Here is a 14333-nt window from a genome sequence, read left to right on the forward strand (position 1 = left end):
GGCCGCATTTTACCAGCGGCCGCCGGGACTGGGTAGCGGAAAGAGGCTCAGGCGGCCGGGCAGGCGGCGTTGCCGCTGTCAAAAGCGCGCACGACGCTTGCCGTATCGGCGGCGATGCGGTTCACGGCCCGGCGGTGGCCGAGCACCAGTTCATCGTAGCCGGCGCCCACCTTTTCATTGGCGATCGTGCGGCAAGTGACCACCTTGTTGCTGGCCAGCTGGCGCACGCTCCACACGGCGTCGATCAGCGCGTACTGGCCCATCACCGACTCGAAGCGCTGCACATTGGTGCTGATGCGGTATACGGGCAGCTTGTCCGGGTATGGCGTGCGGAACACATCGATGGCGCCCAGATCGTTCGTCACGGCCGTCGACAGGGCCTGGCCGATCTCGCCGGCCAGCGGCCCCGCCCAGCGCTGCTGCTCCAGCAGTTCGATGCGGCCAGATGGCGCCGTCACAACAAACTGGTTGCGGCTCACCTGCTGCGGCACGCTGACGGCCAGCACCTCGACATAATATTTGACGGGCTTGGCCGGCTGCGCGTCGGCGCCGCCGCTCAGCGTATAGAAATGCTCGGGCTGGGGCGTGGAGCAGGCGCCCAGCAGACTGGCCGCCAGCAGTGCGGAAAAAATCGGTTTCATCATTTTTTTTCATCTCCTTTTTTACCGCGGATCAGGGACTCGGGATGACGTTCCAGGTAATCCGACAGGGCATTGAGCGATTGCAGGGTTTGCGTCAATTGCTGCAAGGCCTGGCGCACGTCCGACTGCAGCGGCGAATCCTTTTGCAGCACCTGTTCGGCCGAACCAAAAGTCTGTTTCGCCGCCGTCAGGGTGTCGCGCATTTCCGGCACCACCTGGCCATCGAGTTGCTTGAACAGGGTATTGGCCTGCTTGATGGTGGCGTTCAAGTTATTGCCGATCTCCGCGTACGGCACCTGATCGAGCTTGCGGGCGATGCTGGCGATCTGCGTCTGCAATTCATCGAGGGTATTCGGCACGGTCGGCACTTCCAGCGGATACCTGTTCGGATCGAGCGCCACCTTCGGCGCTTTCGGGAAGAAGTCGAGCGCGATATAAAGCTGGCTGGTCAGCAGGTTGCCCGTGCGTAGCTGGGCGCGCAAGCCACGGCTGACCATGCGTTCGAGCAGCTGGTGGCCGGCCGAGCCTTCCTCATCGTCGACGGCGGCCTTGAAGCGCATGCCCAGGCGGGCCGGGTACAGGTTGACGGTGACGGGCATGCGGAAGTTCTTCTTCACGGGATCGAATTCGATGCCCACCGAACGCACCTCGCCCAGCACGATGCCGCGGAAGTCCACCGTGGCGCCAGGCTGCAAGCCGCGCAGGGACTGGTCGAAATAGAACACTGTGGTGATCGCCTCGCCATCGGGCTCGCGCATGGCGCTGGCCTCGTCGGCCGCCAGGCGGTAGTTGGTGCCGGCCGGCGCCGGTTCGACGGGCTTGCGGCCGTTTTCCGCCTCGAAGGCGATGCCGCCCACCAGCATGGCGGCCAGCGATTGCGTATTCAATTTGAAGCCGTTCGAATCGAGGCGCACGTCGACGCCACTGGCATGCCACCAGCGCGCATCCTTGCCGACAAACTGGTCGTACGGCGCATTGACGAAAACCGACATGGTGATGCCGTTGCCATCCTTGTCCAGCGCGAAGCTGACCACCTTGCCCACGCGCAGGCGGTGGAAGAACAGGGGCGAGCCCACATCGACGGAGCCGAGGCTGTCCGCATGCAAGGTGTACAGCTTGCCCTTCTGGTCACCGGCCACGGCGGGCGGGCTCTCCATGCCGATGAAGTTCTCCTTTTTGGCTTCCGACTTGCCCGTGTCGACGCCGATGTAGGCGCCCGACAGCAAGGTGCCCAGGCCCGTCACGCCGCTGGCGCCGATCTGCGGGCGCACCACCCAGAAGCGCGAATCGGCGGTGGCGAAGCGGCGCGCTTCCTTGCTCATGTCGATCGTCACGAGCACCTTGCTCAAGTCGTCGCCCAGGGTGATGGCGCGCACCTGGCCGATATCGACATCCTTGTACTTGACCTTGGTCTTGCCCGGCTCCAGGCCTTCGGCGCTCTTGAAGCTGACCGTCACCGTGGGTCCCTGATCGAGGATGGACTTGGCGGCCAGGCCGGCGCCGATCAGCGCGGCCAGCAGCGGAATGAGCCACACCAGCGACGGCAGCCAGCGGCTGGCCGGGTCCACATCGGGTTCGGGCAGAGGCCGCGCGCCGGTTTCGGCAAGGTCGCCCGTTTCTTTGTCAGCCATGCTGTTCTCCAATCACTGTATTGTTTCCGGTATTTGCCGCACTGCTGCGTTTTTCATCCTCGGCCGCCTTGTCGTCGACGGGGTCCCAGATCAGGCGCGGGTCGAACTGCATCGCCGCCAGCATGGTCAGCACCACCACGGCGCCAAAGGCCAGCGCACCGGGTCCGGCCGTGATCACGGCCAGCGACTTGAAGCGCACCAGCGCCACCGTCAGGGTGACGACAAAGATGTCGAGCATGGACCAGCGGCCGATGAATTCGACCATGCGGTACAAAATGGTGCGCTGGCGCGGCCGCCAGCGCGAACGCCGCTGTGCCGTGAACGCCAGCAGCGCCAGGACGCCCAGTTTCAGCATCGGCACGACCACGCTGGCAATGAAAATGATGATGGCCAGGCCCTTCGAGCCGCTGGTCCAGAACAGCACCACGCCGCTCATGATGGTGTCGTCCTGCGCGCCGAACAGCGATTGCGTCACCATCACGGGCAGCAGGTTGGCGGGAATGTAGAGGATCATGGCGGCGATCAGCAAGGCCCAGGTGCGGTTGATGCTGTCCGGTTTGCGCACGTGCAGGGCCGTGCCGCAGCGCACGCACGCCAGGTGCCTGCCCTTGCCCAGAGGCGGCGCCACCAGGCCGCAGGCATGGCAGGGCAACACCTTATCGCCCGGGGCGAAAGCCTTGTAGCGGATGCCGGGCAGCGCCTGGCGGGTCAGGTCGTCGCCCAGGTTCCACAGGGCCTTGGGGTCGAACGAGACGACGATGGCCAGCATCAGGGTCAGCGCGCCAAACGCGAACAGCCCCGGTTGCGGCAGCACCGTGGCCAGGCTGGTCATCTTGACGACGGTGATCAGGATGCCGATCATCAGCACCTCCGTCATGCCCCATTCGCGCGCCGTCTGCACGGCGCGCAGCACGCGGTTAAAGCCCGGCACCTTGACGCCGCCGCGCAAGCCCAGCGCCACATACAGCAGGGAACCGAGTTCGATGGCGGGAAAGAGGATGGTAAACAGGAAGACCATCGTCGCCACGATGTGCATCTGCTCGGACCACAGCACGCGGATGGAACCGAGCAAGGTGGCGCTGGACGTGAGGCCATTGACATCGAGTTCGACGATGGGGAAAAACTGGGCGATCAGGAAGACGAAGGCGGCGCCCAGGGTCAGCGCCACCACCTTGGTCAATTCGGCCGATGCGCCGCGCGCGTGCGCGCCCCGGTACAGCACCGAGCGGCAACGGATACAGCGCGCCTTTTCGCGGGGACGCAGCGGACGTTTGCGGTACAGCACGCCGCAGTCATGACAGCTAATCAGGTCGTATCGGTGCACAGTGTGAAGTTTGCCAGCGCCCGAAGCGCGACTATCCCATGTCAATGCCAGCCATCATATTACATAGTTGGCATTTTCCTGCACTACGGCACTATTCTTTTCCACGCCCCCGCAGCAGCGCCTCCACGGCGCGGCCGATTTGCAGCACTTGACCGTCCGCGCCAGCCAGGCCGCAAATACCCAGTCCCACGGGCAGTTCGCCGTCCGCATGGCACGGCAAGGACAGCGCGCAGCCGTCGAGGAAGTTGATCACGCTGGCGTTGCGCAGTACGAGGCCATTCGTGGCAAAGAAGGTGGCGTCATCCGATTCCAATGGCGCGACCTGCGGCGCGACGATGGCTACGCTGGGCATCAGCCAGGCGTCGTATGGCGCCAGGCGCTGCTCCGCGATGGCGATCAGGCGCGCGCGCGCATCGAGTAAATCGATGTAGTCCGCTGCACCCTGCTGCTGGCCGCGGCGGATGCGCGCCGCCACGCGCTGGTCGTACTGCGCGCCCTTCTCTTCCAGCAGCTCCCTGTGCCAGTGCCAGGCTTCCGCCGCCACCAGCCCGCCGCCGCCGTTGATACCCGGCAGTTCCAGCACTTCGGGGAAATCGAACTGCTCCACGAAGGCGCCCGCTTGCCGCAGCTGGTCCAGCGCCGCATCGAAAGCCTGCTGCACCTGCGGCTCCACGTGCGTACCGACGTAGTCAAGGGTAAACCCGAAGCGCAAGCCTTTCAATGCCGGCGCCTGCGCGCCGATGTCATTGCCCGACAGCGCCGCATACAGAATGGCGCAGCAGTCGACGCTGTGGGCGATGGGGCCGGCCGAATCGAGGGAACGCGACAGGGGCACCGTACCAGCCAGCGGCACGGAAGCGGCCGTCGGCTTGAAACCGGTCAAGCCGCAAAAAGCGGACGGGATGCGGATCGAGCCGCCCGTGTCTGTGCCCAGCGCGCCGGCCGCCATGTCCAGCGCCACTGTCACGGCGCCGCCCGAGGTGGAACCGCCCGCCACACGTTCACGATCGTGCGGATTGCGCGGCGTGCCGTAATGGGGATTCAAGCCCAGGCCGGAAAACGCGAATTCGCTCATGTTGGTGCGGCCCAGCAGGACGGCGCCGGCCGCGCGCAGGCGCGCCACGGTGCCCGCATCGGCCACGGCAGGCGGTGCATCGGCCAGCGCCAGCGAGGCGGCGCTGCTGGTTTGCCCCTTGACGTCGAACAGGTCCTTGATCGAGATGGGCACGCCGGCCAGCGGCGAGGCAACGATGCCGGCGGCGCGCGCCGCATCGCTGGCCCGCGCCTCCATCAGCGCCTGTTCGCCATCGAGGCTGACATAGGCATGGCCGCCCTGCGCCCGGTGTGCTTCGGCGCGCGCCAGCATCTGCTCTGTCAGCGCCACGCTGGTGATGCGGCCGGCGGCCAGGTCGGCCGCCAGTTCTCGAATGGTCTTGGTCATTGTTTTATCCTTCCACGGGCAGGGTTTGCACGGCATAGCGGTGCTGCAGGCGGCGCTGCAAGGCTGGATCATACAGCTCCAGCGCGAAAGCGTCGCCATGGCCCATCTCACCGATGATCGGTTGCGTGCCGCAAAACATGGCGCTGCCCACGGGCAGAGTCGCCTGCCCCGTGTAGCGCTGAATCAGGTCTTCCGGCGACAGCATGCGCGTCACGGGACCGTCCTGGTACAGGGCCGGCACGCCGGCACGCTCGCGCCAGGAACGCATCTGCAGCTGGTCCCAGTGGCCGGCCACGTCGGTATAGCGCCACAAGGTGTCGCCCACAGGCTTGCCGCACATCTGCTTCGACACCGTCACGCCATAGCTTTCCACCTTGCGGTCCGTGTGGTCGGAACCGATACCCACCAGCAGGCCGTATTCCGTGGAAAACAGCACGAATTCCGCTTCGCCCGAGGAATCGCCGCCCGGCACTTCGATGGCCGCGTCGCTCGAGAGCAATGCCGCCGAGACGCGGTAAAACGTGGGCACGCTTTTCGGGCGCGCCACGCCGATGGCTTCCAGTTCGGCGATATGGTGTTCCACCATCGCCATGTCGCGGCCCGTCCAGCCGGCGATGATCAGGTGATCGATGTCGAAGGTGACGGGGCCGTGGCCGGCCAGTTGAAAACGCAATGTCGTCATGATGTTATTCCTCAAGAGGGCCGCGGCCCGTTTCGCGCGCCGCAAAGACGGCGGCGCCGGTGATCAGCAAGGCCGCCGCCACGTACAGCGAGACGGCCACGGTGCTGTTGTACGAACGGTACAGACTGGCGATGACGAGCGGGGCGAAACCGCCGCCGATGACACCGGCCAGGGTGTAGGCCAGCGAGGAACCCGCATAGCGCACCTTGGTGGGGAACTGCTCGATGACGAAGGCCGCTTGCGGGCCGTACATGATGGCGTGGATGACCAGGCCCACGACGACGGCCGTGACGATGGCGGCCGGGCTGGCCGTGTCTAACAAGGTGAAGAAGGCAAACGCCCACACGAGGCCCAGGATGGCGCCCAGCGCATACACGGGGCGGCGGCCGATCTTGTCCGACAGCGTGCCAAACACGGGCACCGCTAGCGCATTGCAGGCCGTGCCGACCATGATGGCCGTCAGCGCCAGGGTCGACGACAGGTGCAGCACCGTTGTCACATACGTCAGGGTGAACACCACCACCAGCGCATACAGCACGTCCGAGCCGATACGCACGCCGCCGGCGATCAGCAGACGACGCCAGTACACGCGCAGCACGTCGCCAATCGGCGCTTCCGCCTTCGCATCCTGCTGGTCGAGTTCCTTGAACAGCGGGGTTTCCTCGATGCCGCTGCGTATCCACATGCCGAACGCCACCAGCAGCAGGCTGGCGATGAACGGCATGCGCCAGCCCCAGTCCATGAATGCTTCATGCGGCAGCAGGTACGTGATCAGGCCGATGCAGCCGGTCGCCAGCAAGGTGCCGAACGATGGTCCCACCTGCGTCCACGAGGCGTTGCGTCCCCGCTTGTCCGGCGCGCCGTGTTCGACGGAGATCAGCACGGCGCCCGCCCATTCGCCACCGAGCGCAATGCCTTGCACGAAACGCAGTGCCACCAGCAGGATGAGGCTCCAGATGCCGGCCGTCGCGTACGTCGGCAAGAGGCCCATCAGGCCCGTCGTCACTCCCATCAGCATCAGGGTCACCACCAGCACCCAGCGCCGTCCCAGCTTGTCGCCCAGATGGCCGAAGATCACGCCGCCGATGGGGCGCGAAATATAGCCGACCGCATACGTGGAAAAGGCCAGGATGGTGCCCGTCAGCGGGTCGAACGAGGGAAAGAACAGGTGATTGAAGATCAGCGCGGCCATGGTGTTGTAGACGGTGAAGTCATACCATTCCAGGGTCGTGCCGACCATGCTGGCCGTGGCCAGACGTCCCGTCTTGGCCGCCGTGGCCTTCTCGCCCGGTGCCTGGGCTGCCGGATGCGCAGCGTTCGTATATGTGGTCATAGCCTACCTCTCTCGTCAGTTTTATTGCAGGCCCGGCGCAGGATGCTTTGCCCTGCGCCGTGGCCCGTGTCTCGTGTTATCGGTGCCGGCAAGATGCGCGCGGCCGTGTCAGGCAGCGCGCAGGTCCGCCTCGCGCAATTGCCAGGATAGTTGCAGGATGGCCGCCTGTTCCGCATCGAGTCCCAGCGCCGCGCTGGCGGCATTGGCGGCCGCCATGGCGGCGCTTTCGGACGATGCGTCGATCAGGAAAATCGGGTCGAGCACGCGGCCCTCCGTCCGTTCCGCCGGCAAAGGGCCGGACAGATTCGCGTCCGGTGTCAGCAGGCGCGTGGCGATGACGCCGTCAATCTGCAGCAGCTTCGTTCCCAGCGTGGCCATGGCGTCCACGGCTTGCGCGTCCTGGCCGATGGCGGGCGCGCCCAGGCGCAGCACGGCCAGCCAGGCGCCCGTGCCCATGCCCGTTTCCGCCTCAATGGCACATACACGGCGCATCGGGTCGACCATGCGCTGCAAGTTCGTCAGCGACCATGGCGTCTGCTGGCCGAAAGCCTTGAAGTAGTCGGGCGTCTGGAAGGCGCCCAGCGATACGGTGCGGTACAGGCCCAGGTATTTGCGCGGGCCGCGCACGCTCTGATAGCGCGTGCCGCTGACGAAGCCGGGAATGCGCACGCGCTCTTCCACGTGTTCGCGGTCGTACCAGCGGTTGAAATCGCGTTCGTGTTCGGGGTCGGCGCTGGTCCAGACAAACAGCATGCCTGGCAAGGTGGGGGACGTCGTCATGATGGTTCCGTTCTGCGTTATGGGTGGTATGCCAACCCAGAATAGGTGGCACGCCATCACTTGGCAAACGGGTTATTCTGAACGCGACTGATAAGTTTTTCTTGTGGGTGGGGTCAACAATGTTGTCGGATTACGCGCCGGGGCGCTAATCCGACCTACGCCACCGCGTCAAGCTCCGTACTCCTCCGCAAGCCCCACGCTAAACCGTGCCGCCTCCTCGCACGCCAGCATGGCCACCAGCTGGATCGCTTCCGTGGTGATGTCTTCGCTGTAGCTGATGACGATGCGCTGCGGCGCCAGGCTGCTGGTGCAGGGAATCAGGGCGATGTGGCCCTGCTCGATTTCCTCGCGCAGGGGCGCCAGCGGCAGCACGGCGATGCCGAAGCCCGCTTTCACCAGGCGCACGATGGCGGAAATCGAGCTGACGCAGTGGACTCTTCCCAGCTGCACGCCCTCGTCCTGGCACAGCGCTTTCAAGGCCGAATGCGGCTGCGAGCCGCGGTTCATGGTGATGATCGGATGCTGCGCCAGTTGCGCCACCGTGAACGGCACGCCCGTATCGGGCCAGTCGGCGGCCCTGCCGGCCCAGCCCATGGCGATGGCGCCGCTGCCCGTGCTGCGGATATGGTCGCCCGTCAGCATGTCCGTCTGCAGCGCGATATCGAGCTCGCCCTGCTGCAGCTGTTCGTGCAGGCGGCGCGTCGATTCCGACGTCAGCTGAATCTCGATACCGGGATAGCGCTCCTGCACGCGCTGCAGGAACGGGATCAGCCACGTATGCACGATGGTTTCGATGACGCCGATGCGCACTTCGCCCGTGATCAGCGCAGGCGAAGAATTGGCCGCATACATGTCGCGGCACAGTTCCAGCATGCGCTCGGCGTACACGAGCAGGTTGCGCCCGGCAAAGGTCAGGCGGATTTCACGCGCGTCGCGGTCGAACAGGCGCGTGCCGAAATCCTGTTCCAGCGAGGCGATGCGGTTCGAGATGGCCGCCTGCGTGATGTGCAGCTTGTCGGCCGCCGTGCGAAAGCTGCCCAGCCGCGCAGCCCAGACAAACGCTTCGAGAAAACGGGTATTCAATGGAGCTCTTCTTCACAGGTTGAGTGTCCGCCCCATTGTAAGCCAAATCGTCCCTTCTATTTCTCACCCAGGAAGTCCAGCAAGGTCAGGGCGACGATCTTGCTGGCCTTGCGCAAGTCATCGAGCGCCAGGCGCTCGTCGGCCTTCTTCGCGTTCGATTCGGGCACCGTGCGCGGGCCGGCGCCATACAGCACGGCAGGGATGCCACGCTCGCCATACAGGCGCGCATCCGCATACAGGGGCGTGCCGACGGCGGGAATCGTCTCGCCCAGGATCGCTTGCGCGTTTTTCTGCAGGCTGGCCACCAGCTGTTCGGAACCGGGCAAGGGCCGCAGCGCATGCGACAGCAGCAGGCGGCGGATCTCGATACGGATGCCCGGCTCGCCGCGTACGGCGTCCTCGATCAGCGCGCGCACCTGCGCTTCCACCGCCACCGGGTCTTCTTCCGGGATCATGCGGCGGTCCATCTTCATGACCACCTTGCCCGGCACCACATTGGTGTTCGTGCCGCCATCGATACGGCCCACGAGCATGGTGGGCGAGTCGATGCCGGCCACTTTGGACTTGATCTTTTTCAGCTCCGGCAGCTGGCCATAGATGGCATTGAGGATCTTGTTCGCCGCCTGCAGCGCATCGTGTCCCGTCTCCGGCATCGAGCCGTGGCCCGACTTGCCGTGCACGGTGATTTCCAGCTGCAGGCAGGCGTTGTGCGCCGTGACGATGCCGTAGCTGAAACCGGCGGCGATGACGAAATCAGGCTTCGTCAGCTGCTGTTCCAGCAGCCAGCCCGGCCCCAGCAAGCCGCCGAATTCCTCGTCGTACGTAAAATGCAGTTCCAGCTGGCCCTTCAAGGGAATGCCCAGGGCTTCGAGCGCGCGCGCGGCAAACACATAGGTGGCGAAGTCACCTTTCGAGACGGCCGTCGCGCGGCCATAGATATAGCCGCCGTCGATCTGCCCGCCGTACGGCGGATACGTCCAGTTGTCGCCGGGCGGCACCACGTCGCCATGCGCATTCAGGGCCACGGTCGGCCCGCCCGCCGCGTATGGGCGGCGCACGATCAGGTTGGTGATGCTCTGCATGCCATATGCTTCCACCTGGTCCGCCGGCACAGCGTGCTTTTCAGTGTTCCAGCCATACGCCTGCAGCAGCTGCGCCACCAGGTCCGCATGGGGCGCGTTATTGCCGGGCGGCGTATCCGTCGGCTGCTGCACCACCTTCTGTAAAAATGCGACTTCCTCGTCGAAGTGCTCGTCGATCCAGGCCGTGATTTTTTCTGCGTGCGTAGTCATTTTGCTCCTTGCATGGTCTGTTGCAGCCAGGCGCCAAGCTCGCTGCGCTCGGCCTCCGTCATATTCGTCAGGTTCCCGATCGGCATGGCTTTCAGCTCGATGGCCTGCTTGTAGATTTGCGCCGCGTGCTGGCGTATTTCCGTTTCATTATCGAGCATCATGCCGGCCGGCGCCGTGGCGAAGCCCGGCTGCGTGGGCTGCGCCGAATGGCAGGTGGCGCAGCGCTGGGCGATGATGGCATGCACGCTCTTGAACTGCGCGGCAGGATCCACCGCCGGCGCGACCGCCACGGCCACGGGTGCCTTGGGTGCGATGGCGACGGCAACAGCCAGCAGCAACGCCACGCCGAGAGCCGGATAACGCCACTCGACACGCCCCTTGTGGCGCAGATTGAAGAAGTGGCGGATGAAGACGCCGGCCGCCATGATCAGCGCCAGCACCAGCCACGCGTGGTCGTTCCGGTAGGTCATCGCGTAATGGTTGCTGATCATGATGAACAGCACGGGCAACGTAAAATAATTGTTATGCACGCTACGCTGCTTGGCCTTCAAGCCGTGCTTCGGGTCGGGCAGCTTGCCGGCCACCATGGCCTCGACCATCTTGCGCTGGCCGGGAATGATCAGCATCAGCACATTGGCCACCATGATGGTGCCGATCATGGCGCCCACGTGGATGTAGGCGGCACGCCCGCTGAGCAAATGCGTGAGCACGTAGGCGGCGCCGACGATCAGCGCGAACACCGTCACGCCGAACCACAGTTCATGTTTGGCCAGCGGGGAACGGCACAGCAAATCGTACACGGTCCAGCCGATGACGAGGGTGGCGATGCCAATGCCGACGGCCTGGCCGCTGGAGATGTCCGCCACGGCCTTGTCGATCATCATGGCCTGGGCATTGAAATAGTAGGCAATCGTCAGCAGCGCAAAACCGGACAGCCAGGTGGAATACGCTTCCCACTTGAACCAGTGCAGTTCCTTCGGCAGTTCGGCCGGCGCTACCAGGTATTTTTGCGGGTTGTAGAAGCCGCCGCCATGCACGGCCCACAATTCTCCCGACACGCCCTTCTTCGCCAGCTCGGAGCCGGGCGCGGGCGGGCGGATCGAGTTGTCGAGCCAGACGAAATAGAAGGAAGCACCGATCCAGGCGATGCCCGTGATGACGTGCAGCCAGCGGACGATCAGGTTCAGCCACTCAAGGCCGTACGGGATCAGGTAGGCAAATACTTCCATAAATTTCCTCTAGTCAGACCGAACCAATATTCGTGCCAATCTACACAAGATAAACGGATTTACCGCCCATCACATGAAAAATATCGTATATTTGACATATTCAAATCGATATACAACAGAGCCGCCGCCACATGTCCAGCCTGCCGCAACACCTCGACCTGCACCTGATCCGCATCCTCTACCTGCTGCTGGTGGAAAAGAATGTCTCGCGCGTGGCATTGAAGCTCAACCAGCCGCAGCCCTCGATTTCCGCCTCCTTGCGCAAGCTTAGAGAATTGACGGGCGACCCGCTGCTGGTGCGCGGCGCGCGCGGCATGGTGCCGACCCAGCATGGCGAAAGCCTGCTCAATCCGGCCAAGCGCATCCTCGACCAGACGGAAAGCCTGTTCGTCAAGAAGACGCCGTTCGTGGCGCAGGAAGAGGCGCGCACCTTCCATATCGCCGCGCCCGACTACCTGGACAGCCAGTTCCTGCCCAACGTGGTGGCCCTGCTGCGCCGCGGCTCGCCGAAAAGCCGCGTCGTGCTGCATAGCCTGGGGCCGGGCATCGACCATATCCGCCAGTTGTCCGATGGTGGCCTGGACCTGGTGATCGCCAACTGGGACGAGCCGCCCGCGCACCTGCATATCTCGAAGCTGTTCGAGGACCCCATCATCTGCGCCATGCATGCGGAAAACGCCTATGCGCGCCGCACGGCCAGCGACGCGATGACCCTCGACGATTATCTGAGTCTGCCCCATGTGGCTCCGTCGCAGATGATGCCCGGCTACCACGGTGTGATCGATTCCTTCCTCGAACGGCAAAACCTGCAGCGCAACGTGGTGGTGGAATCGGCGTATTTCGGCCTGATCCCCTACATGCTGACGCAGACGGACCTGGTACTGACTACGGGCCGGCAATTCATGCGCTTCTATGAAAAGACCCTGCCGCTGAAAACGTACACAGTGCCCCTGAAATTTCCGCCCATGCGCTTTTACCAGCTGTGGCATCAGCGCGTGCACCAGGCGCCCGAGCATAAATGGTTGCGCGACCAGGTCAGCGCGGCGGCCAAGGCGCTGGTGCAGCGATAGCCGCTATCAGCGCGCGCATATAATGGACGCAGAACGGGGCGCTATCATCACCGCTTGCATGATCGGAAAACCATGACCACCCTTTCAGACCTGAACGCCGGCAGCCAGGCCGATTTTATCGCGCACCTGCACGGCATCTACGAACATTCGCCCTGGATCGCCCAGCGCGCGGCCGCCGCCCGGCCGTTTGCCAGCCTGACGGCACTCAAGACGGAACTGCAGCGCGTGCTGGCGCAAGCCTCGCCCGAAGAGCAGCTGGGACTGATACGCGCCCACCCGGAGCTGGCCGGCAAGGCCGCCATCGCCGGGCAGCTGACGGCGGAATCGACGCGCGAACAGGCCAAGTCCGGCCTGAACCTGTGCAGCGCCGACGAATTCGCCACCCTGCAGCGCCTCAACACCGACTACAACGCCAAGTTCGGCTTTCCCTTCATCCTGGCCGTCAAGGGCCCGACGGGCGAAGGCTTGACGCGCCAGGACATCATCGCCACGTTTGCGCGCCGCCTGAAAAACCGCCGCGCCGACGAACTGGCGGAATCGCTGCGGCAAATCAAGCGCATCGCCGAGCTGCGCCTGAACGAGCTGTTCGACGTGCGTCTGGAGTTCGGCCCGGCCATCATGCAGCAGGCGGAAACCCTGGCCGGCTGGAGCGACAGCGATTACAACCTGACCTGCGCCTACCTGACGCCGGCGCACCAGAAAACGGCCGCGCAGCTGGCCGACTGGATGCGGGACGCGGGCATGCAGGTGCATATCGACGCCGTCGGCAATGTGGTCGGCCGCTATCTGTCCGATATCCCCGGCGCGAAGACCTTGATGACGGGATCGCATTACGACACGGTGCGCAACGGCGGCAAGTACGACGGCCGGCTGGGCATCGTGCTGCCGATCGCCGTCGTGCGCCACCTGCACGAACGGGGAGAAAAGCTGCCGTTTCATTTCGAGGTCGTCGGCTTCGCCGAAGAAGAAGGCGTACGCTTCAAGAGCACGTTCCTGGGCAGCACGGCCGTCACGGGCAAGTTCGACGTGTCGCTGCTGGAGCAGTTAGACGCGGACGGCGTGAGCATGCGCGACGCACTGGCCGTCGCCGGCCACGAGGCGGGCGCCATCGGCGCCATCGCGCGCGATCCCGCCGGCTTGCTCGGCTATGTGGAAGTGCATATCGAGCAGGGTCCCGTGCTGCTCGAGCGCGACCTGCCGCTGGGGATCGTCACGGCGATTGCCGGCAGCTCGCGCTACCTGGTCAATCTTGGCGGCGTGGCCAGCCACGCGGGCACCACGCCCATGACCATGCGCAAGGATGCGGCCAGCGCTGCCGCCGAAATCATCCTGCTGGTGGAACAGCGCTGCAACCAAGGCGAGGCGCTGGTGGGCACCGTGGGCCAGCTGCACGTGCCCAACGGCTCCGTCAACGTGATCGCCGGCGCCTGCAGCCTGTCGCTCGATATCCGCGCAGCCGTTGATGCCGTGCGCCAGGCGGCCGTCGACGATATCCTCGATGGCATCGCCGCCATCTGCGCGCGGCGCCAGATCGACTACCAGCTGGAACTGCTGCTGTCGGCACGTGCGGCGCCGTGCGCACCGTGGCTGATGGCGCAGCTGGCGCAAGCCGTGGAATCGGTGGGCATCGAACCATACGCATTGCTGTCGGGCGCCGGCCACGACGCCATGGCCATGGCCGCCATCACCGACGTGGCCATGCTGTTTACCCGTTGCGGCAATGGCGGCATCAGCCACAACCCGCTGGAAACCATGACGGCCGACGACGCCGACATCGCGGCGCGCGCGCTGCTGGCGTTTTTGCGCGGCTTCCAGCCGAAGCCATAA

12 protein-coding genes are annotated in these 14333 nt (G+C 64.8%); 2 read left to right on the plus strand and 10 right to left on the minus strand.

Going from position 1 to position 14333, the window contains the following annotated elements:
* Positions 1–47: 47 nt before the first annotated feature.
* From JAB6_RS14655 to JAB6_RS14700, 10 genes are all read right to left on the minus strand, one after another.
* On the minus strand, positions 48–644 hold the full coding sequence (locus JAB6_RS14655; RefSeq protein ID WP_070303397.1) for a membrane integrity-associated transporter subunit PqiC: 597 nt from the start codon (positions 642–644) through the stop codon (positions 48–50).
* A complete protein-coding gene (locus JAB6_RS14660) occupies positions 641–2272 on the minus strand; it encodes an intermembrane transport protein PqiB (RefSeq protein ID WP_070303398.1) in 1632 nt (543 codons plus the stop codon). Before JAB6_RS14660 ends, JAB6_RS14655 begins: the two co-directional genes overlap by 4 nt.
* The gene (locus JAB6_RS14665) at positions 2265–3596 is read right to left on the minus strand and encodes a paraquat-inducible protein A (RefSeq protein WP_070303399.1); all 1332 of its coding nucleotides are present in this window, start codon (positions 3594–3596) and stop codon (positions 2265–2267) included. The genes JAB6_RS14660 and JAB6_RS14665 overlap by 8 nt, the downstream gene beginning before the upstream one ends.
* Positions 3597–3687: 91 nt before the next feature.
* A complete protein-coding gene (locus tag JAB6_RS14670) occupies positions 3688–5037 on the minus strand; it encodes an amidase (protein WP_070303400.1) in 1350 nt (449 codons plus the stop codon).
* 4 nt (positions 5038–5041) lie between these two features.
* The gene (locus tag JAB6_RS14675) at positions 5042–5719 is read right to left on the minus strand and encodes a DUF2848 domain-containing protein (protein WP_070303401.1); all 678 of its coding nucleotides are present in this window, start codon (positions 5717–5719) and stop codon (positions 5042–5044) included.
* Positions 5720–5723: 4 nt separating this feature from the next.
* On the minus strand, positions 5724–7052 hold the full coding sequence (locus tag JAB6_RS14680) for an MFS transporter (protein WP_070303402.1): 1329 nt from the start codon (positions 7050–7052) through the stop codon (positions 5724–5726).
* Positions 7053–7160: 108 nt separating this feature from the next.
* Positions 7161–7832, minus strand: a complete 672-nt coding sequence (locus tag JAB6_RS14685; RefSeq protein ID WP_070303403.1) for a DUF4286 family protein — start codon at positions 7830–7832, stop codon at positions 7161–7163.
* A 168-nt stretch (positions 7833–8000) separates the two neighbouring features.
* Positions 8001–8915: a LysR family transcriptional regulator gene (locus JAB6_RS14690; protein WP_070303404.1), complete on the minus strand. Its 915-nt coding sequence runs from the start codon at positions 8913–8915 to the stop codon at positions 8001–8003.
* A gap of 56 nt (positions 8916–8971) precedes the next feature.
* Positions 8972–10207, minus strand: coding sequence for a M20/M25/M40 family metallo-hydrolase (locus tag JAB6_RS14695; protein ID WP_070303405.1), 1236 nt, complete (start codon positions 10205–10207; stop codon positions 8972–8974).
* Positions 10204–11436 (minus strand): urate hydroxylase PuuD, encoded by a 1233-nt coding sequence (locus JAB6_RS14700; RefSeq protein WP_070303406.1) that lies wholly within the window; start codon positions 11434–11436, stop codon positions 10204–10206. Before JAB6_RS14700 ends, JAB6_RS14695 begins: the two co-directional genes overlap by 4 nt.
* A 131-nt stretch (positions 11437–11567) precedes the next feature.
* Here JAB6_RS14700 and JAB6_RS14705 point away from each other — a divergent pair, with 131 nt between their 5' ends.
* Both JAB6_RS14705 and JAB6_RS14710 read left to right on the plus strand, forming a co-directional pair.
* Positions 11568–12506 carry a LysR family transcriptional regulator gene (locus JAB6_RS14705; RefSeq protein ID WP_034754583.1) on the plus strand — a complete coding sequence of 313 codons (939 nt, stop codon included), beginning with the start codon at positions 11568–11570 and terminating at the stop codon, positions 12504–12506.
* A 72-nt stretch (positions 12507–12578) separates the two neighbouring features.
* Positions 12579–14333: an allantoate amidohydrolase gene (locus tag JAB6_RS14710; protein WP_070303407.1), complete on the plus strand. Its 1755-nt coding sequence runs from the start codon at positions 12579–12581 to the stop codon at positions 14331–14333.

It is taken from the genome of Janthinobacterium sp. HH104, from assembly GCF_001758715.1.
In the GTDB taxonomy this organism is placed as follows: Bacteria; Pseudomonadota; Gammaproteobacteria; order Burkholderiales; family Burkholderiaceae_D; genus Janthinobacterium; species Janthinobacterium aestuarii.